This window comes from Curtobacterium sp. BRD11 (assembly GCF_031844345.1).
Lineage (GTDB): Bacteria > Actinomycetota > Actinomycetes > Actinomycetales > Microbacteriaceae > Curtobacterium.
In genome coordinates, this window is sequence record NZ_JAUZUZ010000007.1 from 119,871 (window position 1) to 145,360 (window position 25,490).

At 70.8% G+C, this 25,490-nt stretch carries 27 protein-coding genes; 13 read left to right on the top strand and 14 right to left on the bottom strand.

The window, feature by feature from the left end:
- Window positions 1-22 precede the first annotated feature (22 nt).
- From Q9R28_RS14875 to Q9R28_RS14900, 6 genes are all read right to left on the bottom strand, one after another.
- The gene (locus Q9R28_RS14875) at window positions 23-1,093 is read right to left on the bottom strand and encodes a BMP family protein (RefSeq protein WP_066655092.1); all 1,071 of its coding nucleotides are present in this window, start codon (window positions 1,091-1,093) and stop codon (window positions 23-25) included.
- Window positions 1,094-1,361: 268 nt separating this feature from the next.
- Entirely contained in the window at window positions 1,362-1,721 is a 360-nt protein-coding gene (locus Q9R28_RS14880; RefSeq protein WP_311206475.1) for a hypothetical protein, read from the bottom strand.
- A gap of 286 nt (window positions 1,722-2,007) precedes the next feature.
- On the bottom strand, window positions 2,008-2,385 hold the full coding sequence (locus tag Q9R28_RS14885; RefSeq protein ID WP_311206476.1) for a hypothetical protein: 378 nt from the start codon (window positions 2,383-2,385) through the stop codon (window positions 2,008-2,010).
- A 204-nt stretch (window positions 2,386-2,589) separates the two neighbouring features.
- On the bottom strand, window positions 2,590-2,985 hold the full coding sequence (locus Q9R28_RS14890; protein WP_311206477.1) for a hypothetical protein: 396 nt from the start codon (window positions 2,983-2,985) through the stop codon (window positions 2,590-2,592).
- 161 nt (window positions 2,986-3,146) lie between these two features.
- Window positions 3,147-3,518, bottom strand: a complete 372-nt coding sequence (locus Q9R28_RS14895; RefSeq protein WP_066655099.1) for a hypothetical protein — start codon at window positions 3,516-3,518, stop codon at window positions 3,147-3,149.
- A gap of 181 nt (window positions 3,519-3,699) precedes the next feature.
- Window positions 3,700-4,986 (bottom strand): alpha/beta hydrolase, encoded by a 1,287-nt coding sequence (locus Q9R28_RS14900; RefSeq protein WP_311206478.1) that lies wholly within the window; start codon window positions 4,984-4,986, stop codon window positions 3,700-3,702.
- Window positions 4,987-5,026: 40 nt separating this feature from the next.
- Between Q9R28_RS14900 and Q9R28_RS14905 the strand changes: the two genes are divergently transcribed.
- Window positions 5,027-5,185 carry a hypothetical protein gene (locus Q9R28_RS14905; protein WP_311206479.1) on the top strand — a complete coding sequence of 53 codons (159 nt, stop codon included), beginning with the start codon at window positions 5,027-5,029 and terminating at the stop codon, window positions 5,183-5,185.
- Window positions 5,186-5,713: 528 nt separating this feature from the next.
- Here the strand turns inward: Q9R28_RS14905 and Q9R28_RS14910 are convergent.
- Window positions 5,714-6,829 carry a mannose-1-phosphate guanylyltransferase gene (locus tag Q9R28_RS14910; protein ID WP_066655104.1) on the bottom strand — a complete coding sequence of 372 codons (1,116 nt, stop codon included), beginning with the start codon at window positions 6,827-6,829 and terminating at the stop codon, window positions 5,714-5,716.
- Between the two features lie 238 nt (window positions 6,830-7,067).
- Between Q9R28_RS14910 and Q9R28_RS14915 the strand changes: the two genes are divergently transcribed.
- The 6 genes from Q9R28_RS14915 (at window position 7,068) to Q9R28_RS14940 (ending at window position 12,672) form a co-directional block, all read left to right on the top strand.
- Window positions 7,068-8,306 carry a glycosyltransferase family 1 protein gene (locus Q9R28_RS14915; RefSeq protein ID WP_311206480.1) on the top strand — a complete coding sequence of 413 codons (1,239 nt, stop codon included), beginning with the start codon at window positions 7,068-7,070 and terminating at the stop codon, window positions 8,304-8,306.
- A 78-nt stretch (window positions 8,307-8,384) separates the two neighbouring features.
- Window positions 8,385-8,834, top strand: coding sequence for a succinate dehydrogenase, cytochrome b556 subunit (sdhC, locus tag Q9R28_RS14920; protein ID WP_209685124.1), 450 nt, complete (start codon window positions 8,385-8,387; stop codon window positions 8,832-8,834).
- An 18-nt stretch (window positions 8,835-8,852) separates the two neighbouring features.
- Complete coding sequence (gene sdhD, locus Q9R28_RS14925; protein WP_066655106.1) at window positions 8,853-9,299, top strand: succinate dehydrogenase, hydrophobic membrane anchor protein; 447 nt, start codon at window positions 8,853-8,855, stop codon at window positions 9,297-9,299.
- Between the two features lie 91 nt (window positions 9,300-9,390).
- Entirely contained in the window at window positions 9,391-11,184 is a 1,794-nt protein-coding gene (sdhA, locus tag Q9R28_RS14930) for a succinate dehydrogenase flavoprotein subunit (protein ID WP_311206481.1), read from the top strand.
- On the top strand, window positions 11,184-11,957 hold the full coding sequence (locus Q9R28_RS14935) for a succinate dehydrogenase iron-sulfur subunit (RefSeq protein ID WP_066655113.1): 774 nt from the start codon (window positions 11,184-11,186) through the stop codon (window positions 11,955-11,957). Before sdhA ends, Q9R28_RS14935 begins: the two co-directional genes overlap by 1 nt.
- A 70-nt stretch (window positions 11,958-12,027) precedes the next feature.
- Window positions 12,028-12,672 (top strand): glycohydrolase toxin TNT-related protein, encoded by a 645-nt coding sequence (locus Q9R28_RS14940; RefSeq protein ID WP_066655114.1) that lies wholly within the window; start codon window positions 12,028-12,030, stop codon window positions 12,670-12,672.
- Window positions 12,673-12,746: 74 nt separating this feature from the next.
- Here Q9R28_RS14940 and Q9R28_RS14945 read toward each other — a convergent pair whose 3' ends face one another.
- From Q9R28_RS14945 to ptsP, 7 genes are all read right to left on the bottom strand, one after another.
- On the bottom strand, window positions 12,747-13,484 hold the full coding sequence (locus Q9R28_RS14945) for a DUF805 domain-containing protein (protein WP_311206482.1): 738 nt from the start codon (window positions 13,482-13,484) through the stop codon (window positions 12,747-12,749).
- Window positions 13,481-14,095 carry a DUF805 domain-containing protein gene (locus tag Q9R28_RS14950; RefSeq protein WP_311206483.1) on the bottom strand — a complete coding sequence of 205 codons (615 nt, stop codon included), beginning with the start codon at window positions 14,093-14,095 and terminating at the stop codon, window positions 13,481-13,483. Before Q9R28_RS14950 ends, Q9R28_RS14945 begins: the two co-directional genes overlap by 4 nt.
- 64 nt (window positions 14,096-14,159) lie before the next feature.
- Entirely contained in the window at window positions 14,160-15,092 is a 933-nt protein-coding gene (locus Q9R28_RS14955) for an NADP-dependent oxidoreductase (protein ID WP_311206484.1), read from the bottom strand.
- 241 nt (window positions 15,093-15,333) lie between these two features.
- Window positions 15,334-16,488, bottom strand: a complete 1,155-nt coding sequence (locus Q9R28_RS14960; RefSeq protein ID WP_311206485.1) for a mannitol-1-phosphate 5-dehydrogenase — start codon at window positions 16,486-16,488, stop codon at window positions 15,334-15,336.
- Window positions 16,485-16,922, bottom strand: coding sequence for a PTS sugar transporter subunit IIA (locus Q9R28_RS14965; protein WP_022907882.1), 438 nt, complete (start codon window positions 16,920-16,922; stop codon window positions 16,485-16,487). Before Q9R28_RS14965 ends, Q9R28_RS14960 begins: the two co-directional genes overlap by 4 nt.
- A 75-nt stretch (window positions 16,923-16,997) precedes the next feature.
- Window positions 16,998-18,554: a PTS mannitol transporter subunit IICB gene (locus Q9R28_RS14970; protein ID WP_066655119.1), complete on the bottom strand. Its 1,557-nt coding sequence runs from the start codon at window positions 18,552-18,554 to the stop codon at window positions 16,998-17,000.
- A 109-nt stretch (window positions 18,555-18,663) separates the two neighbouring features.
- The gene (gene ptsP / locus Q9R28_RS14975; RefSeq protein ID WP_311206486.1) at window positions 18,664-20,319 is read right to left on the bottom strand and encodes a phosphoenolpyruvate--protein phosphotransferase; all 1,656 of its coding nucleotides are present in this window, start codon (window positions 20,317-20,319) and stop codon (window positions 18,664-18,666) included.
- Between the two features lie 261 nt (window positions 20,320-20,580).
- Between ptsP and Q9R28_RS14980 the strand changes: the two genes are divergently transcribed.
- The 6 genes from Q9R28_RS14980 (at window position 20,581) to ribD (ending at window position 25,468) form a co-directional block, all read left to right on the top strand.
- Entirely contained in the window at window positions 20,581-21,351 is a 771-nt protein-coding gene (locus tag Q9R28_RS14980) for a DeoR/GlpR family DNA-binding transcription regulator (protein ID WP_058728882.1), read from the top strand.
- Window positions 21,352-21,426: 75 nt separating this feature from the next.
- On the top strand, window positions 21,427-21,699 hold the full coding sequence (locus Q9R28_RS14985) for an HPr family phosphocarrier protein (protein WP_066655121.1): 273 nt from the start codon (window positions 21,427-21,429) through the stop codon (window positions 21,697-21,699).
- A 139-nt stretch (window positions 21,700-21,838) separates the two neighbouring features.
- A complete protein-coding gene (locus Q9R28_RS14990) occupies window positions 21,839-22,681 on the top strand; it encodes an exodeoxyribonuclease III (RefSeq protein WP_209685117.1) in 843 nt (280 codons plus the stop codon).
- A gap of 34 nt (window positions 22,682-22,715) precedes the next feature.
- Complete coding sequence (gene trpS / locus Q9R28_RS14995) at window positions 22,716-23,726, top strand: tryptophan--tRNA ligase (RefSeq protein WP_111227094.1); 1,011 nt, start codon at window positions 22,716-22,718, stop codon at window positions 23,724-23,726.
- Between the two features lie 11 nt (window positions 23,727-23,737).
- Complete coding sequence (locus Q9R28_RS15000; RefSeq protein ID WP_311206487.1) at window positions 23,738-24,334, top strand: GNAT family N-acetyltransferase; 597 nt, start codon at window positions 23,738-23,740, stop codon at window positions 24,332-24,334.
- A 12-nt stretch (window positions 24,335-24,346) separates the two neighbouring features.
- Window positions 24,347-25,468, top strand: coding sequence for a bifunctional diaminohydroxyphosphoribosylaminopyrimidine deaminase/5-amino-6-(5-phosphoribosylamino)uracil reductase RibD (ribD, locus tag Q9R28_RS15005; protein WP_311206500.1), 1,122 nt, complete (start codon window positions 24,347-24,349; stop codon window positions 25,466-25,468).
- Window positions 25,469-25,490: the final 22 nt, after the last annotated feature.

Consider the following 25,490-nt stretch of genomic DNA (forward strand, 5'->3'; position numbering starts at 1 on the left):
TCCCCCGCCCGCGTTCACCCGACTACTTGTCCGACTGCGTCTCGACCGTGATCGAGCCGTCGATGATGCCCGACTTGATCTTGTCGAGCTCGTCCTGCAGACCCGAGTCCACCTTGGACTCGTAGTCGTGGAACGGCGCGATGCCGACGCCGTCGTTCTTAAGGGTGCCGACGTACGGCTCCTTCGAGAACTTGTCGTCCGCCGCCTGCTCGACGACGTCCTTGACCGCCGGGCGCATGCCCTTCATCACCGAGGTGAAGGCGATGTCCTTGTAGCGGGGGTCGGCCTCGTAGAGGTCGCTGTCCGCGCCGATCAGGACCGAACCGTTGTTCGCGTCCTTGATCGCCTCGGCTGCCGACTGGTAGATCGGGCCACCGACGGGCAGGATCACGTCGGCGTCCTGGTCGAGCAGGGTCTGCGCGACCGACTTGGCCTGCGTGCCCGCCTCGAAGCCACCGGTGAAGGAGCCCTTGCCGGTCTCGACGTTCCAGCCGACGACCTTGACGTCCTTCTTCTTCTGCTCGTTGTAGTACTTCACGCCGTCCGCGAAGCCGTCCATGAAGATGGTGACGGTCGGGATCTGCATGCCGCCGAAGGTGCCGACGACGCCGGTCTTCGAGTAGGACGCCGCCGCGTAGCCGGCCAGGAAGGCGGCCTGCGAGGTGTCGAACGTGATCGGCTTGACGTTCTTCGCGTCGATCGAGTTGTCGTCGATGATCGCGAACTCGGTGTCGGGGTTCGCAGCTGCCTGCTTCTTCGTGGCGTCTGCGAGGTTGAAGCCGACCGTGATGATCATGTTGCAGTTCTGGTTGACGAGCTGCTCGATGTTCGAGTCGTAGACCGTGGCGTCCTTGGACTCGGCCTTGTTGTAGTCGGCGCCGAGCTCCTTCGCCGCGTCGACCATGCCGTCGAAGCCGAGCTGGTTGAAGGACTTGTCGTCGAAGCCACCGGCGTCGGAGACCATGCAGGGGCGGAAGTCGGTCTTCTTCGCCGAGGTGGTGTCGGACGGGGCAGCCGAGCAGCCGGCCAGGACGGCCATGGTGCCGGCGAGCGCGAGGCCGCTGAGCAGGACCTTGCGGGTACGAGATGTCACGGGTTGGTTCCTCCGGGGGGCGGTGCCCGGACCACGTGCGTTCCGGGCGATCGTGGCGACAGTACACGACCGTCGGGCCGGTACAGAACGCCCCTGAGGGACTGCTGGGATCAGTTACCCGATCGCGACCCCGACGAAACGCGCTCGTAACGCCGACGTCCCCCGGGGACCCGGTCCGGGGGACGATCCGAGGATTTCGTGGTGGAGCGCTACAGCGAGCGACACCTGCCGTCGTTCGTGCACGGAAGCACCAGACGACGGTCCTGCATCACTCGTCGGCCTGCTGCTCCGCAATGCGGTCGGCGTCGCCGGGGAAGCACAGGGACACTGCCTGGACCGTGGAGTTGCCGGGGGAGGCGTACGCACTGATCGAAGCGATCTGTTCACCGCCGCGCCCGAGCACCGCCGGTCCGTCGTCTGAATCACGGACGATGACCCGCAGCCCCTGCCCACGCCAGTGCTCCGCAATCCGGGCGCCGTCCTCGGACGGGTCACCCGCCAGCGTGCTCCCCGAGAGGTACCGCCACTGCGCACCCTGCTCGCCGTCGGACAGGACGCAGTCCTCGGGGTGGTCAGGTCCGGCTCGCGCCTTCCAGTGCCCGCCGAGGAGTCGGGTTGCATCGTCCACGGCGTCGATCATCTGCTGTTTCGCGGTCGCTGCATCCGGGTAGGACTCCGTTCGTCGGTCCGTCGCTGTGTCGGTCGCGCTGGGGACACAGCCGCGCAGCAGACCCGCGAGCGCGAAGACGACGGCGGAGCTCGCGACGATCCGCTCGCTGCTCCGGCGAACGGAGACCGCCGTGAACGATGCTCCGTGCGTCACCCGTCGGCCTGCTGCTCCTCGACCCGTGGTCGTGGTCAGACGACGCGCGGGCCGTCCTGCGTGCATGCGCATCCTCCTTCGACGGAGCGGATCAGGACCCGCTGCTCTGCTCCTCTTCGATCTCGTCGGCACTCCCCGGGAAGCAGAGCGATTCGGCCTCCAGCGTGTACTTGCCCGGGAACGCGTACAGATCGATCAGCGCGGTCGAGGCTCCACCCCGTCCGACGACGACCGGGCCGTCAGGATCCGCGACTCGTCCGACGGTCATGCCCGCGGACTGCCAGGTCTTCGTGACCGCCGCAGCATCGTCGTCCGGATTGCCCCCTCCGTCCGTCCTGGTGGTCAGGTAGACCCAGTTGGCTCCTTGTCCACCGTCGGGGAGCGTGCAGCTGTCGACGTAGTCCGGACCCTGCGTGGTGACCCATTCGCCCCCGAGCGCCGCAGCGGTCCTGTCGACGAGCTCGGTCATCTTCCGCTGAGCAGTCTCGGGGTCCACCTGGGCCGTCCTTCCATCGTCGGACAGCGTCTCGCCGACCGGAGGGTGTTGCGTGCAACCGCTGATGACGATCAGCAATGCGAGGGGTGTGAGGGCAACGCTCGTCAGGCGCCGCATGGTCAGCTCGGCAGACATTCGTCTCCTCTCGAGACGCTCCGGCGTCTCGTCCTCGGAGGCTCACTCGACCTCGTCGGCGTCGTCCTCGGCCATGCGGTCGGCGTCGCCGGGGAAGCACAGCGAGACGGCCTGGACGGTGTAGTTGCCGGAGACCGCGTAGAAGCTGATGGACGCGATGTCCCCGCCTCCCCCACCGAAGACCACCGGCCCGGTGCTCGTGTCCCGCGCGGTCACGCGCTTGCCCTGCGCACGCCAGTGGTCGGCCATCGCCGAGCTGTCTTCCTCCGGCCGCCCCTCGATCGCGCTCCCCGTCAGGTACCGCCAGTGTGCTCCGCGCTCCCCGTCCGGCAACGAGCACCGCTCCGCTGCGTCCGGTCCGGTCCGCGCCGTCCACACTCCGCCGAGGAGCTCGGTGGCGTCGTCCACAGCGGCGACCATCTGTTGCTTCGCGGTCACTGCGTCCACGATCGGGGCCGTTGCGCTGGCCGTCCTCGTCTCGACCGCTCGGGACGCACACCCGGTGCTCAGTCCCGCGAGCGCGAGGACGACGATGAGGCTTGCGAGGTCGCGCGCGCTGATCCGGCACGGCCAGGACACCACGAACCCGGGATCGCGGGTCATTCGTCGGCCTGCTGCTCCTCGATCTCGTCTGCGTCGCCAGCGAAGCACATCGAGAGCGCTTGGATGCTGTAGTTGCCGGGGAAAGCGAAGAAACGGATCATCTCGACGCGATCGCCGCCGCGAGCGACCACCGCCGGCCCCTTGGAGTCAGCGAGTCGGTCCACGGTCAGACCGGCGGACCTCCAGACATCGGAGGCAGCAGCAGCGTCCGCCTCGACGTCGGCGGACTCTGCTCGAGCAACTCGGTACACCCACCGAGCTCCTTCTTCGTCGCTCGACAGTTGGCAGCTCTCGACGTAATCGGGAGACGTCCGCGTCTCCCATTCGCCGCCGAGCGCGGCCGTTGTCTGATCGACGATGTCGATCATGTTTCGCTTCGCAGTGTCTGCGTCCACGGAGGACGTCCTCTCAGTCGGTCGGGTTGCATCATGCTGCTGCCCGGCACATCCGGCGGTCACGACGACGACTGCCAGTAGCGCCGCCGTCGCCGCGAGTGCGCGACGAGCACGGTGTCGTGCGTTCATGTGCCTCCTCCTTCGTCGGACCGGGTCATCGATCTCGCGCCCCGGTCAGCAACTCGTCCTGACCTGTGGTGGCGAGTGCCACGTTGTGCAGTGACTCGGTACCACGGTCCAGGTAACCTCGGTGGTCCTTGAACACCGGGGCGTGATGCAGGACCGACGCAAGGGTCTGCCCCTCGCTCCCAGTCCCGCCGTCGGCGCCGAACACGGTCGCTCCGAAACCCTGCGCGGTCGGGTCGACGCGATGGGCGAGGCTCTTCTCCCGGCCGAACGTCGCCCATTCGTCACCCTGTCCGGACTCGCCGGTGGGGCCGTCCTTCGCCTGAGCCGCGAAGACCTGGTCTGCGTGCAGCTGCTGCGCATCGTCGAGCCCATCGGGCAGCCCGGCAGAACCCAGTGCGACGAACCGATCAACGTGGACACCCCGCTCGGCCAGAGCCACAGCGCCCGCGGTCGTGCCGTAGGAGTGCGCCACGACGTTCGTCTGCACGTCATCAGTTCCGCGGACGGCTGAGAACCCGCGGATCGAATCTGCGAGACGCTTGCCGCCCTCCTTCGCCTTGGCCATGAGGAGCACATCCTGTGGTCCCGGGGTGGTGTAGCCGACCCAAGCGACGACTGCTCGATCCGAAGGGTCTGCGACGTCTGTGGTGTCCGCAACGTCCGTTTGCTCATCGGCGATGTTCTGAGCGGCCCTCGCCCACGTCGTCATGTCCGCTGTCGTGGTGTCCATACCAGGGACAGCCCAGGTCGCTGACTTCGCACGGTCCAGATCGCCGATCGAGACGGCAGCGAGCGGCGGTCGATCATCCGTGAGAGCGATGAGGAAGCGCTTCCCGTCGGAGCCCTTCTTCGTCAACGCAGCATTGACGTTCCGGAGGGCCTTGCGGTCCGCGTACAGCGCCGTCAGTTCCCGCGCCAACACCCGTGAGCCGTCACCCGCCGATGCGACCGTCCGCTCCAGCTGCTCGATCTGGCGCTCCACGTCGACCAGTCGCTGGTTCAGCACGAGGGCGTTCGCCGTACTCCGCGCCCAGTACGGGACACCCTCGAGGTTCCCGAGTCGCGCGAGCACGTCCGTCGGGAAACCGTCGAACACGCTGGCGTCGGCCGTCGTCAGCCCGAGCGCAGCCCAGCGCTCCGCGACCTCCGTCGGCGTCAGGTGCTCCGCGAACAGCCGTTGGAGGGCAGGCGCCGCCTGTCCGGTCGCCGCGATGTCGAGAGCCGCGTTCGACAGCGACCCACTGCCGCCGGCGGCCTCGAAGGCGTCGGCGATCCTGCCGATCCAGCTCCGATCCTCGTCGTTCTCGCGCACGTAGCGCGCGAAACCCGCCGGCATGCTCGCGCGGTCGACCGTGACCCAGGCGCAGGAGGACCGGAAGGAGGACCACGCCGATCGCACGCGCTCGGACTCGGCCGACGCGGTCGTGTCCAGTCCCGAGGTCGTCGTCACGAAGGCCCGGAGCGCGCTCGGATCGGCAGAACTCCTGCCACGGCTCGCTCCGTCGCCGTAGCGCGCACGCTCCCGACCGCGGAACTCGGCGTCGACCTCCGGCCTCGGCTCGGGTTCGGTCGCCGGCTCAGGATCGGTGAAGCGCTCCAGTGCGTCGACGACCGATCGTCCTGCGGAACCGGCGAAGGCCTCGGCCACGGACGCCGCCCGCTTCCGGTCGGCGTCACGCGCCTTCCAGTCGGCGTGGTCACGCTGGCGCTCCCGTTCGCGCTCCGCAGCAGCGACCGCGGCGTCGATCTGGTCGGCGAGGTCGACCAGCACGCCCGCCAGTCGTGCCCGGTCCTCGGCCTCGACCACGGCCGCCTCACGGAACCGGTCGGCGTACGAGCCAGCAGCGTCGTCGAGCGCGGATGCGACGGCGCCCGACCGCGGACCGGCCTGCCCTCGCAACGTGTCAGCGGCTCGTCGCGCGACACGTGCGAGCGCACTCGCGTCCGAAGTCTCGAACTGGATGTCCCCCATCAGCACTCCCCCGAGTCAGCCCGGCCCCCGCGACCGGAACATCACCGTACACCAGGTCGGCGGACCGTCAGAGCACGTCCCCCCGACCGCTCAGCTTCAGTGCGTCCACCACGCCCTTGACCCGCTGCGCGTTCGCGCTCGTGGTGACGAGCAGCGCGTCCGGAGTGTCGACGACGACGATGTCCTCGACCCCGATGAGCGAGATGAGCCGCTGGCTGTGCGCCACGACGATGCCGCTCGACGAGTCGGCGAGGATCCGCGCGCCGTCCCCGAGCACAGCGAGGTTGTTCGCCCGCCCGCCGGACTGCAGCTTCGCGAGCGAGGCGAAGTCGCCGACGTCGTCCCAGTCGAAGTCGCCGGGCACGACGGCCATGCGCCCCGCGGCGGCGGCGGGCTCGGCCACGGTGTAGTCGATGGCGATCTTCTCGAGCCCCGGCCAGATCGCGTCGACGACCGCGCCGCGCGAGGAGGTGTCCCACGCCGCGGCGAGCTCCTCGATGCCGGCGAGCAGCTCGGGCTTCGTGCGACCGATCTCGGCGAGCAGCACGTCGGCCCGCGCGATGAACATGCCGGCGTTCCAGAGGTACGAGCCGTCCTCCAGGTAGCCGCGGGCGGTGTCGAGGTCGGGCTTCTCGACGAACGACTTCACCGCGTGCACCGTCGACGCACCCTCGACCGGGAGCGCAGCGCCGTCGGCGTGGATGTAGCCGAAGCCGATCGCCGGCTCGGTCGGGGTGATGCCGATGGTCGTCACGTACCCGGCGCGTGCGGCGGCGACGGCCTCGCGCACCGAGCGGCGGAAGCCCCGGGCGTCACCGATGACGTGGTCCGCCGCGAACGAGCCGATGACCACGTCCGGCTCACGGCGGCGCAGGATGGCGGCGGCGAGCCCGATGGCCGCGGTCGAGTCCTTCGGCTCGCTCTCGAGCACGACGTTGTGGTCGGCCACGCCGGGCAGCTGCGCCTCGACGGCTGCTCGGTGCGCCCGCCCGGTCACGACCATGATCCGCTGCTCGCCGGCGAGCGGCGCGAGCCGGTCCCAGGTCTGCCGCAGGAGCGACGCGCCGGAGCCGGTCAGGTCGTGCAGGAACTTGGGCGCGTCGGCGCGCGAGAGCGGCCAGAGGCGGGAACCGATGCCGCCGGCCGGGATGATCGCGTAGAAGTCCTCGAGTGCGTCTGCCACCCGCTCACCGTACCGGTGTCGCCGGACGTGACCTGGACGCCACCCGGACGACCGCCGCACCGCTCCTGCGGGTGCCCGCAGCGGCCGCTCGCACCGGGACGGGCCGCAGCCGACGGGACCACCGTGCCCCGCGCCTCCCGACCGGCTCGCAGCGCAGCGCGAGTTCACCGGCTGCGCGCCGCCCGTTCACCCGCACCGCCCCGGCCGGTCACGGCGCGCGCGGACCATGGACAGCACCATGAGCGCACGCAGCGTGGAGCGCGGCACGTCCCAGCGGACCGTCGCCGTCGTGACCGAGAGCTTCCTGCCCACCCTGAACGGCGTCACCACCAGCGTCCTGGCGGTCCTCGACCACCTGGAGCGCCGCGGCCACCGCGCGGTGGTGATCGCCCCGGACACCCCCGGTCTCGCCCGGTTCCGCTCGGGGACCCGGGTCGAGCGCTACCGGTCATTCGACGTGCACCGGGTGCCCGCCGTGGCATACCGGCAGTTCCCGGTCGCGCTCCCCCACCCCGTGCTCGACACGATCCTCGCCGCCTCCGGCGCCGACGTGCTGCACGCGGCGAGCCCGTTCCTGCTGGGCGGTCGCGCGATCACGGCCGCCGGGAGGTTCGGCATCCCCTCCGTCGCCGTCTTCCAGACCGACGTGGCCGGGTTCGCCCGCCGCAACGGGCTGACCGCGACCGTCCCGTTGGTCAGGAGGATCCTGGGCCGCATCCACGCGGGGGCGTCGCTGACGCTCGCCCCGTCCAGCGCGACCGCGGCGATGCTCGCCGAGGACGGCGTGCCCCGCGTCGCCCGCTGGGGCCGCGGTGTCGACACCGACCTGTTCCACCCGGACCGGCGACGCTCGGCGCACGTCCGTGCGGCGCGGCGGCGGATCGCACCGGGTGGCGAGACCATCGTCGGCTACGTCGGTCGACTCGCGCCCGAGAAGGAGGTCGAGCGGCTCGCCGAGCTCGGCGGCGTCCCGGGCATCCGGCTGGTCGTCGCCGGCGGCGGGCCGTCGCGTGCGTCCCTCGAGCGTCGGCTGCGACACCTCGACGTCACGTTCACGGGACCCCTGCGCGGCGACGCCCTGGCCGACGCCTACGCGATGCTCGACGTCTTCGTGCACACGGGTCCGGCCGAGACCTTCGGGCAGACCCTGCAGGAGGCCCACGCGAGTGGCCTGCCGGTCGTCGCGCCGGCATCGGGCGGCCCGATCGACCTCGTCGCGCCCGGCCTCGACGGCGAGCTGTACGACCCCGACGTGCCCCAGGCACTCCGTCACGCCGTGCTCGGGCTCGTGACGGACCCGGCGGCGGCCGCACGGATGGGCTCGGCCGGGCGTCTCCGGGTCGAGGGCACCACGTGGGAGGCCGTCGGCGACCAGCTCCTCGCACACCACGACACCGCCCGCACGATCGGGGCTCCGCCGACCCTGTCCCGGACCCTCCGTGTCGGGTGGGACGAGAGTGTCAGCGCACGCGCATAGGATGGGTCGTGTTCCACACGAACACGAACGGCAAGGGCTCGCCGATCGGACGAGCCCGTCCTATGGGAGGACTCGCTCATGGCCGAGCAGACCGCAGGCGGGACGACGATCGTCGAACCGAGAGTGACGATCGAGGCGCCCCGTGCGTCCCGGAAGCTCGAAGGAACGCTGTACCGCGGGTCCACGGGGATGTGGTCCTGGGTGCTGCACCGCATCACCGGTGTCGCGATCTACTTCTTCCTGCTCGTGCACATCCTCGACACCGCGCTGGTGCGCCTGTCCCCCGAGGCGTACAACGCCGTGATCGGCACCTACAAGACGCCGATCATGAACATCGGTGAGATCGCGCTCGTGATGGCGATCGTCTTCCACGCGCTGAACGGGCTGCGGATCATCCTGGTCGACTTCTGGTCGAAGGGGCCGAAGTACCAGCGCGCCATGTTCTGGATCGTCCTGGTCGTGTGGGCCGTCCTGATCGCGGGCTTCCTGCCCCGTCAGCTCATGAACCTCGTCGCGGACTTCCAGTAGGCGAAGGGACCCACGGACATGACCACGCAGATCGTCGAGCCGCCTCGTTCGGCCGCAGCAGCCCGCCGCACCACCAACTGGGAGAAGTGGGGGTGGATCTACATGCGCGCCTCGGGCGTCCTGCTCGTCGTGCTGATCTTCGGCCACCTCTTCGTCAACATGGTCGCCGGCGAAGGCGTCAAGCAGATCGACTTCGCCTTCGTCGCCGGCAAGTGGGCGAACCCCTTCTGGCAGGTCTGGGACTCCCTGATGCTCGTCCTCGCCCTCGTGCACGGCTCGAACGGCATGCGGACGATCATCAACGACTACGTCGCGAAGCCCGGCATCCGGAAGACCCTGCTGCTCGCGGTGCTCATCGCGTGCGTCGCGCTGGTCGTGCTCGGCCTGCTCGTCTGCTGGACGTTCGACCCGTGCCCGGCCGGCGCCGCCGCTGCCGACCTGCCGTCGTTCTGCCCCGCGCAGTAGCAGCACGGCTCGGCCACGAGCACCGCGCCGTAGACCCACGCGCACGCCGCGACCACCCCGCCGGCGCGCTGACCCACCCCGAAAGGCCCCAGTGAGCGAGACCACCGTCCACCACCACCAGCACGACATCGTCATCATCGGCGCGGGCGGTGCCGGCATGCGTGCCGCCATCGAAGCCGGCCCGAAGGCGAAGACGGCCGTCATCTCGAAGCTCTACCCGACGCGCTCGCACACCGGTGCGGCCCAGGGCGGCATGGCTGCGGCCCTGGCCAACGTCGAGGAGGACTCGTGGGAGTGGCACACCTTCGACACGATCAAGGGCGGTGACTACCTGGTCGACCAGGACGCCGCCGAGATCCTGGCGAAGGAGGCGATCGACGCCGTCATCGACCTCGAGAACATGGGCCTGCCGTTCAACCGCACGCCCGAGGGCAAGATCGACCAGCGGCGCTTCGGCGGGCACACGCGTGACCACGGCAAGGCCCCCGTCCGCCGGGCCTGCTACGCGGCCGACCGCACGGGCCACATGATCCTGCAGACGCTGTTCCAGAACTGCGTGAAGCTCGGCGTCGAGTTCCACAACGAGTTCTACGCGCTGGACCTCGTCATGGTCGACGTCGTCGGCGACGACGGGGTCACCCGTCAGCAGCCTGCCGGCGTCGTCGCGTTCGAGCTCGCGACCGGTGAACTGCACGTCTTCCACGCCAAGGCCGTGATCTTCGCGACCGGCGGCTTCGGCAAGATGTACAAGACGACCTCGAACGCCCACACCCTGACCGGTGACGGCGTCGGCATCGTCTGGCGCCAGGGCCTGCCGCTCGAGGACATGGAGTTCTTCCAGTTCCACCCGACCGGCCTGGCCGGCCTCGGCATCCTGCTCACCGAGGGTGCCCGCGGCGAGGGCGCGATCCTCCGCAACGCCTCGGGCGAGCGCTTCATGGAGCGGTACGCCCCGACCATCAAGGACCTCGCGCCCCGCGACATCGTCGCACGGTGCATGGTGCAGGAGGTCGCCGAGGGGCGGGGTGCCGGTCCGAACAAGGACTACGTCCTCCTCGACTGCACCCACCTCGGTGCCGAGGTGCTCGAGACGAAGCTGCCGGACATCACCGAGTTCGCCCGCACCTACCTCGGTGTCGACCCGGTCGTCGAGCCGGTGCCGGTCATGCCGACCGCGCACTACGCGATGGGCGGCATCCCGACGAACACCAACGCCGAGGTGCTCTACGACAACACCACGGTCGTGCCCGGCCTGTACGCCGCCGGCGAGTGCGCCTGCGTGTCCGTGCACGGCTCGAACCGCCTCGGCACCAACTCGCTGCTCGACATCAACGTCTTCGGCAAGCGCTCGGGCAACAACGCGGCCGAGTGGGTGCAGACCGCCGAGTTCCTCCCCCTGCCCGAGGACCCGGCCGCCAGCGTCCGCGGGATGCTCGACCAGCTCCGCGCCTCGACCGGGACCGAGCGCATCGCCGTCCTCCGCAAGGAGCTGCAGGACGAGATGGACAAGAACGCGCAGGTGTTCCGCACGGACGAGTCGCTCGGCAAGATGACCGAGACGATCCACCAGCTCCGCGAGCGGTACCTGAACATCGCCGTGCAGGACAAGGGCAAGCGCTTCAACACCGACCTGCTCGAGGCCGTCGAACTCGGGTTCCTGCTCGACCTGGCCGAGGTGGTCGTGTTCTCCGCGCGGAACCGCAAGGAGAGCCGCGGCGGCCACATGCGCGACGACTACCCGAAGCGCGACGACGAGAACTACATGCAGCACACCATGGCGTACCTGACGGGCGACCCGCACTCGTCACTCGCCGACGACCACATCACACTCGACTGGAAGCCCGTCGTCGTGACGCGGTACGAGCCGATGGAGAGGAAGTACTGATGACCGACACCCTGGTCTCCGACAGCCCGCGCACCGACACCGTGCAGAGCGCTCCTCCCGGATCGTTCCCCGTCACGATCATCGTCCGCCGGTTCGACCCGGACGTCGACGACGAGCCGCGCTGGCAGGACTTCGACGTGATGATGCTGCCGACGGACCGCATCCTCGACGCCCTGCACCAGATCAAGTGGGAGCAGGACGGCTCGCTCACGTTCCGGCGGTCCTGCGCGCACGGCGTGTGCGGCTCGGACGCGATGCGCATCAACGGGCGCAACCGGCTCGCGTGCAAGACCCTGATCAAGGACCTCGACGTGTCGAAGCCGATCTACGTCGAGGCGATCAAGGGCCTGCCGCTGGAGAAGGACCTGGTCGTGGACATGGAGCCGTTCTTCCAGTCCTACCGCGAGGTCCAGCCGTTCCTGCAGGCCTCGAGCAAGCCGGAGAAGGGCAAGGAGCGCGTGCAGTCCGTCGCCGACCGCGCCCGGTTCGACGACACCACGAAGTGCATCCTCTGCGCCGCGTGCACCTCGTCGTGCCCCGTGTTCTGGACCGACGGGCAGTACTTCGGCCCGGCGGCGATCGTCAACGCACACCGCTTCATCTTCGACTCGCGCGACGACTCGGCGAACGTGCGCCTCGACATCCTCAACGACAAGGAGGGCGTGTGGCGGTGCCGCACCACCTTCAACTGCACCGACGCCTGCCCGCGCGGCATCCAGGTGACGAAGGCGATCTCCGAGGTCAAGCAGGCGATCATGCGCGGCGGCGTGTGAGACGTCGACCCACCGGGGCCACGGCGGTGTCTCGGCGAACGGCATGGAAGCGGCCGGTAGGCTCGCGCCCATGACGTTCGCGGAGACCCGCCCCATCCTGGACCAGCTCGGCTACACGATCCGCTACGTGCAGCTCCCCGGTGAGACGCTCGGCGAGCCCCCGGTCGAGGGTGCACTCCGGGTCGTCCCGGCCGAGGCGCACGGCGACTTCGCGCTCGAGGTCGTCGACTACGGCACCGCTCGCCGACTCGCCACCGCGCGTGGTGAGGACGACGCCGTCGAGATGCTCCGCCGCTTCCTGAACCGCGCCTTCCCGGCACCGCGGGACATCCCCCGGCACGAGCTCGACGGGCTGCGTGACCGTGCTGCGTCGACGTACCCGCAGCTCGCACAGCAGGTCGGCCAGGCCGGTCCGCAGGGGCTCACCATCCAGATCCCGGCCGGCGTCCCCGTCGACCGGGTCGGCGGCCCCGACGGCTACCTGCTGCACCCGCTCGACACCCCGCTCCCCCAGCGGTCGCTGCCCCCGCACGTCGCGGCGGCACCCGAGGTGCACCGCTACGTCGTCGACCGGCCCTTCATGGTCACGGTCACGTTCGTGCAGCCCTGGTTCGACCAGCCGGGAGGCGCGCTCCGGTTCGCGACGGCCGACCCGTCCGTCACGGTGCGCGACCTCGTCGTGGACGGTTCGCTGGTCCGTCTCCGGGTGGTCTGAGCCTCTGCCCCCCCCCTGACGTGACGAAGCGGCCCACCCCTGCCGGGGTGGGCCGCTTCGTCGTGTCCGGGCGCTCAGACCTGCGGGCCGGGCGCCTCCGGTCGGTCGTACTGCGCACCGGCGGGGCTCGACTCCAGGCACCCGAACACGATGCCGGCGACCCCAGCCGCGAAGGAGACCAGCCAGAAGGGGCCGGCGAGACCAGCGTCGTGCACGCGGCGCCAGCCGAGCGCGAGGGACGGGACGAACGTCGCGAGTCCCCACAGCCCGAGCAGCCCGGCGAAGAGGAGCGCGACCGCCGGGAAGCCGCCGGTCGAGGTCGTGGTGCCGTACTCGTCCGTGGTGGTGGCACCGGCCGCCCAGACGAGGATCGAGGCGATGTACGCGCTGAACAGGACCGTCACCACGATCGCGTTCGCCAGGTACCACCACCAGAACTCACTGCGGCTCGCGCGTCCGTCGAACCGGGCGTACTTCTTCCAGAACCGGACGAAGGCGTCGAGGAACCCGGCGCCGTACCAGGGCGCCCAGAGCGGCGGGGCGCCGCTGGCGTCCGTCGGGATCGGCGCCTGCTGCTGGTACTGCGGGTACGGCTGGCCGTACGGCTGCTGCTGCTGGGGGTAGGGCTGGCCGTACGGCTGCTGCTGGCCGTACGGCTGCTGCGGCTGCTGCTGGCCGTACGGCTGCTGCGGCTGCTGCTGGCCGTACGGCTGCTGCGGCTGCTGCGGCTGCTGCGGCTGCTGCTGGCCGTACGGCTGCTGCGGCTGCTGCGGCTGCTCAGGGTTTCGGTCGTACTGCTCGCCGTTCGTCATCGCGATCCCTCCGGTCGGTCGAAGCGGGCGCCTGCGGGCTTGGAGTCGAGCAGGGTGAAGACGAGGAGCGCGATCCCGCCGAAGAACGGGACCAGGCCGAGGAAGAAGAACGGGCCCGCCAGGTTCGCGTCGTGCAGGCGTCGCCACGCCAGGGCGATCGAGGGCAGCACGATCACGAGCATCCACAGGGTCCCCACGTACCCCATGATGAAGAACAGCGCGGACGGCTCGCTGACGACCGTCTCGACCCCGGACGGCGTCACGTACGTCTCGCGGCCGGACTGCGCGAACCCGATGCCCCAGATCGCGCCCAGCACGACGGAGATCGCGACGTTCCAGAGGTACACCCACCAGAACTCGCTGCGGCTCGCACGCCCGTCGAAGCGGACGTACTTCCTCCAGTAGCGCGCGTGCGCCTGGACGAAGCCGATGCCGTACCAGGGTGCCCAGAGCGGAGGGCGCCCGTCCGGTCCCACCGGCGCCGAACGCTCGTACAGCGCCTGGCCCTGCGGTCGGAACTGCGGCGGCTGGTCGTACTGCGTCTGCTGGTACTGCGGTGCCGACGGTGGGCCCGTCGGTCCCGGTCGATCGGACGGTCGTTGGTCGCTCACGTGATCCCCCTCGTGGTGTTCGGTCGTGCGACGTACCCGTCGAGTCAACCAGAACCGAGTGCGCTCACGGGATCAGTGCGAGCTTGCCGCCCGGGTGCTGCGACTCGAGCAGCTCCGCCGCGGCCTTCGCGTCGGCGAGCGGGAACGTCCGGGCCACCGGCACCTCGAGTTCCCCCGCCGCGGCGAGGTCGACCAACCGCTGCCGCACGGAGTCCCGGAAGGCCTGGCTCTCCGGCTGCGCGCCACCCACCGCGGGGAAGCCGTCCTGCTGCGCGCGGCCGAAGGCCGCGATGGTCACGATGCGGGAGCGGTCGGCGACGAGCGCCAGCGACACGTCGACCGCCTCGTCCGTCCCGACGCAGTCCAGCGCCACGTCGACACCGGAGGGTGCGAGGTCCCGGACGCGCGCCTCCAGGCCGTCACCGTACGCGACCCACTCGCCCCCGAAGCGGCGGACGGTCTCGGCGTTGCGTTCCGAGGCGGTGCCGATGACGCGTGTGCCGAGCTGGCGGAGGAGCTGCAGGACGGCGACCCCGACCGCACCGGAGGCGCCGTGCACCAGGACCATGTCGCGCCCCTCGGCACGGGTGACCCGGATCATGTCGGCGGCGGTGGTCCCGGCGAGCAGCAGGTTCGCGGCCTGCGGGTGGTCGAGCGACGCGGGCTTGGCGAAGACGTCCGCGGCCGGGACGGTGATGCGCTCGGCCCAGCCGCCCTCGACCCGGAAGGCGAGGACCTCGTCGCCGACCGCTCCCCCGCCCGACGCGATCTCGGTGCGGGGACCGACCGCGCTGATCACGCCGGACACCTCGTACCCGACCGCAATCGGCAGGTCGGACCGGTCGCCCTGCCGGGTGTGCTTCGTGTCGGCGGGGTTCATGCCGGCGGCACGGACGTCGATCGTGACCTCGCCGGTGCCGGGGGCGGGCACCTCGACGTCGACGTACTCGAGGACCTCGCTGCCGCCGAACTCGGGGGCGACCCAGTGCTTCGTCATGGGGTGGACGCTACGCTCCGGGACCGGCCTGCCCTCAGGTCCGGGCGGCGCCGCAGCGTGACGGCGGCGTCTCGTCGAGACGCCGCCGGGTCGGCGAGACACGGTCGGATCCGGCGGCGTCTGGCGGGCAGCGCGGCGTCTCGCGGGCGCGGCCGTCGGACTCGCGGGCGGCGCGGTACCCGGACGCACGGGAGGCGCGGTGCCGGCCGGCACCGCGCCTCCAGAGCGTCGTGTCGTCGCGTCAGCCGCGCGCCGACCGCACCCGGTCGGTGAACGCCGCGTGCAGCGGGTGCTGCGCGTCGAGCCCGGTGATCTCCGTCGCCACGTCGGCGTCCGAGCGGTCCGAACGCAGCAGCTGCTGCAGCTCGACGCTCTGCTCGTCGTCGGCGACGTCGAAGCGCAGCGCGGCGCCCATCGCGTCGAGCAGCGCGGTCGGCTCGGTACCGTCCTCGGCGAGGGCGGCCGCGGGCGAGACGAAGCGCTCGTCACGCGACAGCTTGCGGAGCGGCTGCCGACCGACGCGGGTGACCGTGTCGGGCAGGTGCGGGTTCTCGAAGCGGCCGATGATCGCCTGCACGTACGAGCGGTGCACCTCGGGGTCCAGCTCGTGACGACGCACCAGCAGGTCGCTCGTCTCGGCGAGCACCGACTCGAGCTCCGACCGCACGGCCGGGATCGCGATCGCGTCCGAGATCTTGTCGGCGCCGGCGAGGAAGCCGTGGTACGCGACCGTGGCGTGTCCGGTGTTCACCGTGAAGAGCTTGCGCTCGATCGACGCGGCGAGCCCGTCGACGTAGTGCGCACCGGGGATCTCCGGCTCGTTCCCGCCGAAGGGCGTGCGGTCGATGGCCCACTCGAAGTACGTCTCGACCGTGACGTCGAGGCCGGCGCCCTCGGGCTGGGCCGGGACGATCCGGTCGACGGCGGTGTTCGCGAACACGGCCTTGGCCAGGGCCTCGTCGCGCGACTCGGCCGGGAGCGCCTCGACGATGAACTCGCGCAGGCGGTCGGTCGCGTTGATCGCGTTCTCGCACGCCATGACGGCGAGGGGCGCGGCACCGGCGTCGCGCTGCAGGAGCGCCTTCGCGATGACCGGGGCGATGAACTTCAGGACGGTCGGTCCGACGGCGCAGGTCACGATGTCGGCGGCGGCGACCTCGGCGACCACGCCGGCCTCGTCCTGCGCGCTGTTCACGGCACGGAAGCCGGTGACCTCGTGGTCCTGTGCGCCCTGGCCGACCTCGTGCACGGTGTACGAGTCGGCGGCGGCGAGGGCGTCGATGAGCGGCGCGGCGACGTCCGCGAAGACGACCTCGTAGCCGGCCTCGTGGAGCAGGAGCCCGACGAAGCCGCGCCCGATGTTGCCGGCGCCGAAGTGGACGGCGGTCCCGGTCACTCGTTGACCTCGCCGAGGATCGACAGGATCGCGGCGGTGTCCGGCGCGTCGGTGAGCTTCTGGACCTCGTCCTCGTCCGAGAACACGATCGCGATCTTCGACAGGATGTCGAGGTGCTCGTTGTTCACGCCGGCGATGCCGACGACGAAGCGCACGGGGTTGCCGTCCCAGTCGATCGGGGTGGCGTAGCGGATGAACGACAGGGCCGAGGACTTGATGGCGTCCTTGGCGTCGTTCGTGCCGTGTGGGATGGCGAGGAAGTTCCCCATGTACGTCGAGACGCTCTTCTCACGCTCGAGCATCGCCGGGTAGTAGTCCGCCGTGACCGCGCCCGCAGCCTCGAGGATCTCGGCCGCCTCCTTCATCGCCTCCGACTTGGTCGGGGCGGTGTCCTCGGTGTGGATGCGGATCTGGCTCTCCTGCAGGACGGGCATCGGGGTTCTCCTTGTTCTCGACGGACGTGGTGGAGGGGACGGGTTCGCACCCGTCCCCTCCGATACTGCACTTCGTTACTGGTTCTTGAGCTGGTCGACGACCTGGTCGTACTGCGGCGCGTTCATGAAGTTGCCGACCGACACGTGCTGTGCGTTCGGGTTCTTCTGCTTCGCACGGTCGGTCAGTTCCTCCTGCGTGATGATCAGGTCCTCGGTGCCGTCGAGGTTCGCGATCGCCTTGTTGACGACCGTGACGCCCTCGATGCCCGCCTTCTTGACCTTGTTGCGCAGGACGCTGGCGCCCATGGCGCTCGAGCCCATGCCCGCATCGCAGGCGAACACGACGCTCTCGACCCGGGTCGCCGTCGCGGTGGACGCCGAACCGACTCCACCGAGCGCGGCCTCGGCCTCCTCGTCGTTGGCCGGCGCGTTGTTGCCGAGCAGGCCCGAGGTCGCGGCGTTGACGTCGCGGCCCTTGTTGGCCTGGAGCTTCGCCATCGCGGCGCTCATGTCGCCACCGTTGTTCGCCAGGTCACGCTTGCGGCTGGCGAGCAGGAAGAACGAGGCCACCGCGAACGAGACCGCCGCGGACAGGATCACCGAGAGGATGACGCCGACGTAGCTGTCCTTCGCCGTGGCGGTGAGGACGGCGATGATCGAACCGGGCGAAGCCGGGGCGACCAGGCCGGACTGGAACGCGACGTTGGTCGCGACACCGGTCGCACCGCCGAGGATGACGGCGAGGAACAGGACCGGCTTCTGCAGCACGTACGGGAAGTAGATCTCGTGGATGCCGCCGAAGAACTGGATGAGGATCGCACCGGGAGCGGTCGAGCGGGCGATGCCGACACCGAAGAAGGTGAAGGCGAGCAGGATGCCGAGACCCGGGCCGGGGTTCGCCTCGAGCAGGAACAGGATGCTCTTGCCCGACTCCTGGACCTGCTGCGCACCGAGCTGGTCGAGCACGCCGTGGTTGATCGCGTTGTTCAGGAAGAAGACCTTGGCGGGCTCGATGATGACGCTGGCGAGCGGCAGGAGCGAGCTGTCGACCAGGAACTTCACCGCGGCACCGAGGCCCTCGGCGATGAGCTTGAACAGCGGCGCGAGCCAGAAGAAGCCGACGAGCGCGAGCACGAAGCCGAGGATGCCGGCCGCGTAGTTGTTCACGAGCATCTCGAAGCCGGGCTTGATCTTGCCGTCCCAGATCTTGTCGATCTGCTTGATGAGCCACGCGCCGAGCGGGCCGCAGATCATCGCGCCGAGGATCATGATCGTGCCGTTGGCGCCGATGATGACACCCATCGCCATGATCGAGCCGACGACGGCGCCGCGGGTCTCGTAGATCATCCGGCCGCCCTGGAAGGCGATCGCGAGCGGGATGAGGTAGGTCAGGATCGGGCCGACGAGACCGATGTTGGCCACGCCGTCGGTCTCACCGAAACCGCCGAGGACGCCCACGGGGGTCCACCCGGTCTCGATGAAGAACGCGGTGATGAGGCCCCACGCGATGAAGATCGCGATGTTCGGCATCACCATGCCGGAGAGGAACGTGCCGAACTTCTGGACGGCGACGCGTGCGCCGCCCCGCGACTTCGCGGGTGCGTCGGGCGCTGCAACGGACGACGTTGTCATGTGCCTGGCTTTCTGTGATGGGTGCTGCTGCGGTGTGAAGGGGTGCTGGTGCTGCGGTGGTGCTGGTGCTGCGGTGGTGCTGGTGCTGCGTGGGGTGGAGCTGGTCGGGTCAGACGGCGTGCGCGGCAGCCGCGGCGGACTTGGCCGCCGCCGCGGTGCTCGCGGCGAGTGCCGCCTTCGCCATCTCGCGGGCCTGCTCGAGCGAGTGCTTGCCGAGTTCGGCGCGCACGTCGGCCAGGGCCGCGGGGGTCATGGACAGGCTGGTGGCGCCGAGGCCGACGAGCACGACGGCGAGCAGCGGGTCGGCCGCGGCCTCGCCGCAGATGCCCACGGCCTTGCCCGCGTCGGCGCCGGCCGCACCGAGCTGTGCGACGAGGCGCAGCACGGCGGGGTGCCAGGGGTCCTGGTAGGACGCGACGGTGCCGAGCATGCGGTCGGCGGCCATCGTGTACTGGGTCAGGTCGTTCGTGCCGATCGACACGAAGTCGGCGTTCGTGAAGACCTGCTCGGCCATGAGTGCGAGCGAGGGCACCTCGGCCATGACACCGGCGGTGCGGATGCCGAGCTCGCGGGCCAGGTCGACGAAGTACTCGGTCTCCTCGGCGTCGGCGACCATCGGTGCCATCACCCAGAGGTCGGCCTCGGTCGCCGCGTCGGCCTGGGCGAGCGCGGTGAGCTGGTCGCGGAGGACCTCCTCGTGGTTCCGCAGCGCGCGCAGTCCGCGACGGCCGAGTGCCGGGTTCTCCTCGTCCTTGTCGGTGAGGAAGGGCAGCGGCTTGTCCGCGCCGGCGTCGAGCGCGCGGACGACGACCTTCTTGCCGGGGAACGCCTCGAGCAGCTGGCGGTAGGACTCGGTCTGCTGCTCGACGGTCGGCGCCTTCGGCGAGTCGAGGAAGAGGAACTCGGTGCGGAAGAGCCCCACGCCCTCCGCACCGAGAGCAACGGCGCCGGCGGCGTCGGCGGGGCTGCCGAGGTTCGCGAGCAGCGGGACGGTGTGGCCGTCGGCGAGTGCACCGGCGGTCAGCGGTGCGGCGGCAGCGGCGAGGCGGTCCGCGATGCGCTGGTCGACGTCGGCCACGAGCTCGGTGGACGGGTCGGTGACGACGGTGCCGGCCGCGGCGTCCACGACGACGTGGGTGCCGTCGGACAGGTCGTCGGCGCCGGTGACGCCGACGATCGCGGTGATGCCCTTGGCACGGGCGAGGATCGCGGTGTGGGAGGTCGGGCCGCCGTCACGGGTGACGAGGGCGAGCACCTTGTCGAGGTCGAGCAGCGCGGTGTCGGCCGGCGCCAGGTCACGGGCGACGAGGACGAAGGGGGTGTCCGACTCGGGGACGCCCGGGGCGGGGACACCGCGGAGCTTCGCGATGATGCGCTGCGCCACGTCGTCGAGGTCGGCCGCGCGCTCCCCCATGTAGCCGCCCATGCCGACGAGCAGGTCGCGGAACTGGCCGAACGCCTCGAACACCGCACGCTCGGCGTTGGTGCCGCCGTCGATGCGGGCGTGCACGTCGTCGAGGAGCGTCGGGTCCTGCGCCATGAGCGCCTGCGCCTCGAGCACGGCCTGGGCGTCGCCGCCGGCGAGCTGTCCGCGCTTGTTGAGGTCCTCGGCCACGGCCGCGAGCGCCTCGGCGACGGCGTGCTTCGCGTCGTCCGCCGTGCCGGCCAGCGCGTCCTTCGAGGGTTCGCCGAGCGGGTCCGCCATGCGGAGCACGGGGCCGTGGGCCACGCCACGGCCGACGCCGGTGCCGAGCAGTTCGGACATTCGAGACTCCTTCATCTCCACGCGCTCACGGTGGGGGTGGTTCGTTCGGTGCGCAGCGACACGAACGGACCACGCCCGTGCGGCTTGGCAGCACACTACCCCGATCCGCGTTGACAAACAAACACATCCGGGGATAAAAATGCAGAAACAGATGCCCGTTTGCGTCTGGCGGACGAAGCGATCCGGACGGATCCGGCGCCGATCTGCCCGAGCATGCCCGTTCTGTTCCGAGCAGGCCGATCGACCGAGACGACGAGGTCCATGTACGCACCAGAGCGCCACCAGCGCATCGTCGAACGCGCCAGGTCGCAGGGACGGGTCGACGTGAAGGACCTCGCCGAGCTGCTCGAGGTCACGCCCGAGACCATCCGTCGTGACCTCACCAGCCTGGAGCGGCGTGGGCTCGTCCGTCGTGCGCACGGTGGCGCGATCCCCGTCGAGCGGATCACCCTGCACCCGGGCGTCGGCGACCGCGGCGGCATCAACCAGGCCGAGAAGATGGTCATCGCCGAGGCGGCCCTCGCCGAGCTGCCGGAGAACGGCTCGGTGATGATCGACGCCGGGACCTCGACGATCTGCCTGGCCGAGATGCTCCCCACCGACCGCGGGCTCACCGTCGTGACCCACTCGCTGCCGGTCGCCATGGCCGTCGCGAACCGGTCCGGCATCGACCTGCACCTGCTCGGCGGCAACATCCGCAGCGACTCGCTCGCCGGCGTCGGCACGTGGACGCATCAGCTCATCGGCATGGTCAGCGTCGACGTCGCCTTCATCAGCATCAACGGGATCACGCCCGAGCGCGGGCTGACGACCCACAACATGGCCGAGGCCGCCGTGAAGAGCGCGATGATCAAGTCCGCCCGCCGGAGCATCCTGCTCGCGGACCACACCAAGTTCGGCCGCGAGGAGTTCGGCCGCGTCGCGCCGCTCGCCGCGATCGACACGATCATCACCGACCCCGGCGTGAACGCCGACCTCGTGCGCGAGGTCGAGGCCGCCGGCACCGAGGTCCTCTGGCCCGGTCGCGACTGACCGGCGCCGGTCCCCGGGACCGCCCACCACGCGCTCGCTAGCATGAGCGCACCACCCGTCGACAGGAGTCCATCGATGTCCGAAGCCACCCGCACCGTCACCGTCGCCAGCGCGTCCGGCCTGCACGCCCGCCCCGCGTCCCTCTTCGTCCAGACCGTCACCGCGTCCGGTCACCAGGTGACGATCGCCAAGGGCGACAAGTCCGGCAACGCGGGCAGCATCCTCGCGCTCCTCGGCCTGGGCATCGAGAACGGCGACGAGGTCACCCTCACGGTGACCGGCGACGACGCCGAGACGACGGCCGACAGCCTGGTCGAGTTCCTGCAGACGGACCACGACGCGGCCTGAGCAGGTCGGTCGCGCGACGCGACCACGTGACGGACGGGAGGCACGGTGCCAGCTGGCACCGTGCCTCCCGTCCGTCTGTCGCGACCCACGGCGACGGGCTGCGCCGGAGCCGTCGGCGCGCGTCGGTAGGGTGGTCGGCATGACACGCCTGCGCCTCGCATCCGTCAACGTGAACGGCGTCCGCGCCGCGTTCCGGAAGGGCATGGGCGACTGGCTCGCCACCCGCGACGTCGACGTGCTCGCCCTGCAGGAGGTCCGTGCCTCGACCGACGACCTGGCGGGGCTGCTCGGCGACGAGTGGGACATCGTGCACGACCCCGCGACGGCGAAGGGCCGCGCGGGGGTGGCGATCGCCTCGCGGCACCGCGCGCACGTCCACCGTGTGGAGCTCGGCCCGTCCGACTTCGACTCCGCCGGGCGCTGGATCGAGGCCGACTACGAGCTCGACGGCACCACGGTCACGGTGGTGTCCTGCTACGTCCACTCGGGCGAGGTCGACACCCCCAAGCAGGACGAGAAGTGGAAGTTCCTCGACGGGATGACCGAGCGGCTCCCCGCGCTGCGCGAGCACAACCCGCTCGCGGTCGTCGTCGGCGACCTCAACGTCGGGCACGACCAGCGCGACATCAAGAACTGGAAGGGCAACGTCAAGCGCGCCGGCTTCCTGCCGCGGGAGCGCGCCTACTTCTCGCGGTTCTTCGGCGCCGAGGGCGAGCAGGTCGAGGGCGCCGACGGGTCCACCGCGCCGGGTCTCGGCTGGGTCGACGTCGGCCGTGAGCAGGCCGGCGACGTCGACGGTCCCTACACGTGGTGGTCGTGGCGCGGGCAGGCGTTCGACAACGACTCCGGATGGCGCATCGACTACCAGGTGGCCACCCCCGACCTCGCCGCGAAGGTCACGAGCTCCACGGTCGACCGCGCTGCGGCGTACGACCAGCGATGGTCCGACCACGCCCCCGTGGTCGTCGACTACGAGCTCTGACCCCCTCCCCTCCACGCAGTACAGGAACACCCTCATGACCAAGACGCGCATCTTCTCGGGCATCCAGCCGTCGGCCGGATCCCTCCACCTCGGCAACTACGTCGGGGCGCTCATGCAGTGGCGCGACCTGCAGGACGACCACGACGCCATCTACTGCGTGGTCGACATGCACGCGATCACGTCCCCGCAGGACCCCGCGGAGCTCCGGGCGAGCACCCGGGCGACCGCGGCGCAGTACATCGCCTCCGGCATCGACCCGACGAAGTCGACCCTGTTCGTGCAGTCGCACGTGCCGGCGCACGCCGAACTCGCCTGGGTGCTGAACACCCTGACGGGGTTCGGCGAGGCGAGCCGCATGACCCAGTTCAAGGACAAGTCGGCACGGCAGGGCGCCGAGGCGGCCTCGGTCGGGCTCTTCACGTACCCGATCCTCATGGCGGCGGACATCCTGCTCTACGACACCGCCGTGGTGCCGGTCGGCGACGACCAGCGGCAGCACGTCGAGCTGACGCGGGACCTGGCGACCCGGTTCAACTCCCGCTTCGGCGACACCTTCGTCGTCCCGAAGGCGCAGATCGGCACCGAGACCGCACGCATCTACGACCTGCAGGACCCGACGAGCAAGATGAGCAAGTCCGCCGCGTCGGACAACGGCCTCATCCGCCTGCTCGACGACCCGAAGCGCACCGCGAAGAAGATCCGCTCCGCCGTCACCGACACCGAGCGCGAGATCCGGGCGGACCGCCAGGAGAAGCCCGGCGTGACCAACCTGCTCGCGATCCTGTCGGCGTTCACGCGGACCCCGGTCGCGTCGCTCGAGGAGCAGTTCGTCGGCAAGGGCTACGGCGACCTCAAGGGTGCCGTGGCCGACGCCGTCGTCGCCGAGCTCGAACCCGTGCGCGCGCGGACGCTCGAACTGCTCGACGACCCTGCGGAGCTCGACCGGCTGCTCGCCGTCGGCGCCGAGCGTGCCGAGTCCATCGCGCAGGCCACGCTCGCCCGCGTGTACGACCGCATCGGCTTCGTGCCCCGCTCGCGCGGCTGACGATGCTCCCCGTGACGCTGTCGTCGGACCGGGTGCACCTCACGGTGCCGACCCGGTCCGACACCGCGGCCATCACGCGGGGCTGCCAGGACCCGTCGGTCGTGCGGTGGACGACCATCCCGACGCCGTACACGGACCGCGACGCGCAGACCTTCGTCGACGCGCTGGTCGGCCCGGGGTGGGCGTCCGACCGCGAGTACACGTGGGGCATCCGGCGCCCGGGGTCGACGTGGCTCGAGGGTGTGGTGTCGTTCCGCACCGAGCACCGCGACCTCGGCTTCTGGCTCGCACCGACGGCCCGAGGCCAGGGCCTGATGCACGCGGCGGTGGAGCTCGTCGTCGCGTGGGCGTTCTCCCAGGGGGCGCCCGACGTGTACTGGGAGTGCTACGAGGGCAACGTCGGCTCCGCCTCGGTGGCCCGCGCCGGCGGCTTCGCGTTCACGGGCACCGGGACCGCCCGGATCCCCGACCGGGACGGCGGGCCGACGACCGCGTGGACCGGCCTCCGTCGCGCCGACGGCGTCCCTGCGTCCGACCTGCCCTGGCCCGCGGCGTCGTTCGCTGACAGGGGACAGCAAGGTGACGCGTCATCGACGCCTCGTCGGTAGTGTCGGAGCGTGATGTCGCCGTCCGACCCGCGCGCCCGCCCCGAGGAACTCCGGGCGATGCGCCGCGCCCTCGAGCTCGCCGCGCTCGGACCGGTCGTCGGTGACCACGCCCGCGTCGGTGCAGTGCTCCTCTCCCCCGCCGGGGACGTCCTCGCCGAGGGCTGGCACAAGGGCGCGGGGACCCCGCACGCCGAGGTCGACGCGATGGCGAAGGTGCCCGCCGAACAGCTGCGGGGCGCCACCGCCGTCGTGACGCTCGAGCCGTGCAACCACGTCGGTCGCACCGGCCCCTGCGCGCTCGCCCTGATCGAGGCCGGCGTCGGCCGCGTCGTCTACGCCGTCGACGACCCGGGTGAGCAGGCGAGCGGCGGGGCCGAGCGACTGCGGACGTCCGGCGTCGAGGTCGTCAGCGGCGTCCTCGCCGACGAGGCCGAGGCGTTCCTCGAGCGCTGGCTGCTGTCCGTCCGCACCGGGCGCCCGTGGGTGACCGTGAAGTGGGCGTCGAGCCTCGACGGTCGCGCTGCCGCCGCCGACGGCACGAGCAAGTGGATCACCGGCGCGGCAGCCCGACAGCACGTGCACGAGCAGCGTGCCGCCCACGACGCGATCCTGGTCGGCACCGGCACCGTGCTCGCCGACGACCCGAGCCTCACCGCACGCGGCGACGCCGGCGAACTGCTCGCCGACCAGCCGCTCCCCGTCGTCGTCGGCGACCGCCCGGTACCCGACGACGCGGCCGTCCGACGCCACCCACGCGGCCTGCTCGCCCTGCCGGGGCACGACCTCGCCGCCGCGCTGCGCACCCTGCGTGACCACGGCGTGCACAGCGTCCTCGTCGAGGGCGGTCCCACCGTGGCCTCGGCGCTCGTCGCCGCGGGCCTCGTCGACGAGCTGCTCGTGTACCTCGCGCCCGTGCTGCTCGGTGGCCCGCGCGTCGCGATCGGTGACGTCGGCGTGGGAAGCATCAGCGACCGCCACCCGTTGGACATCACATCGACCACCAGCCTGGGACCCGACCTCCTGGTCCGCGCTCGACCCCACCGCGCCCGGACCGCCCGTGCCGACGACGCGACGTCGACGGCCGCGACGACCAGGACCGCCGACCAGGCACAGAACGACCGGAGCACCCCATGACCGACGCCCTCACCTCCCCCAC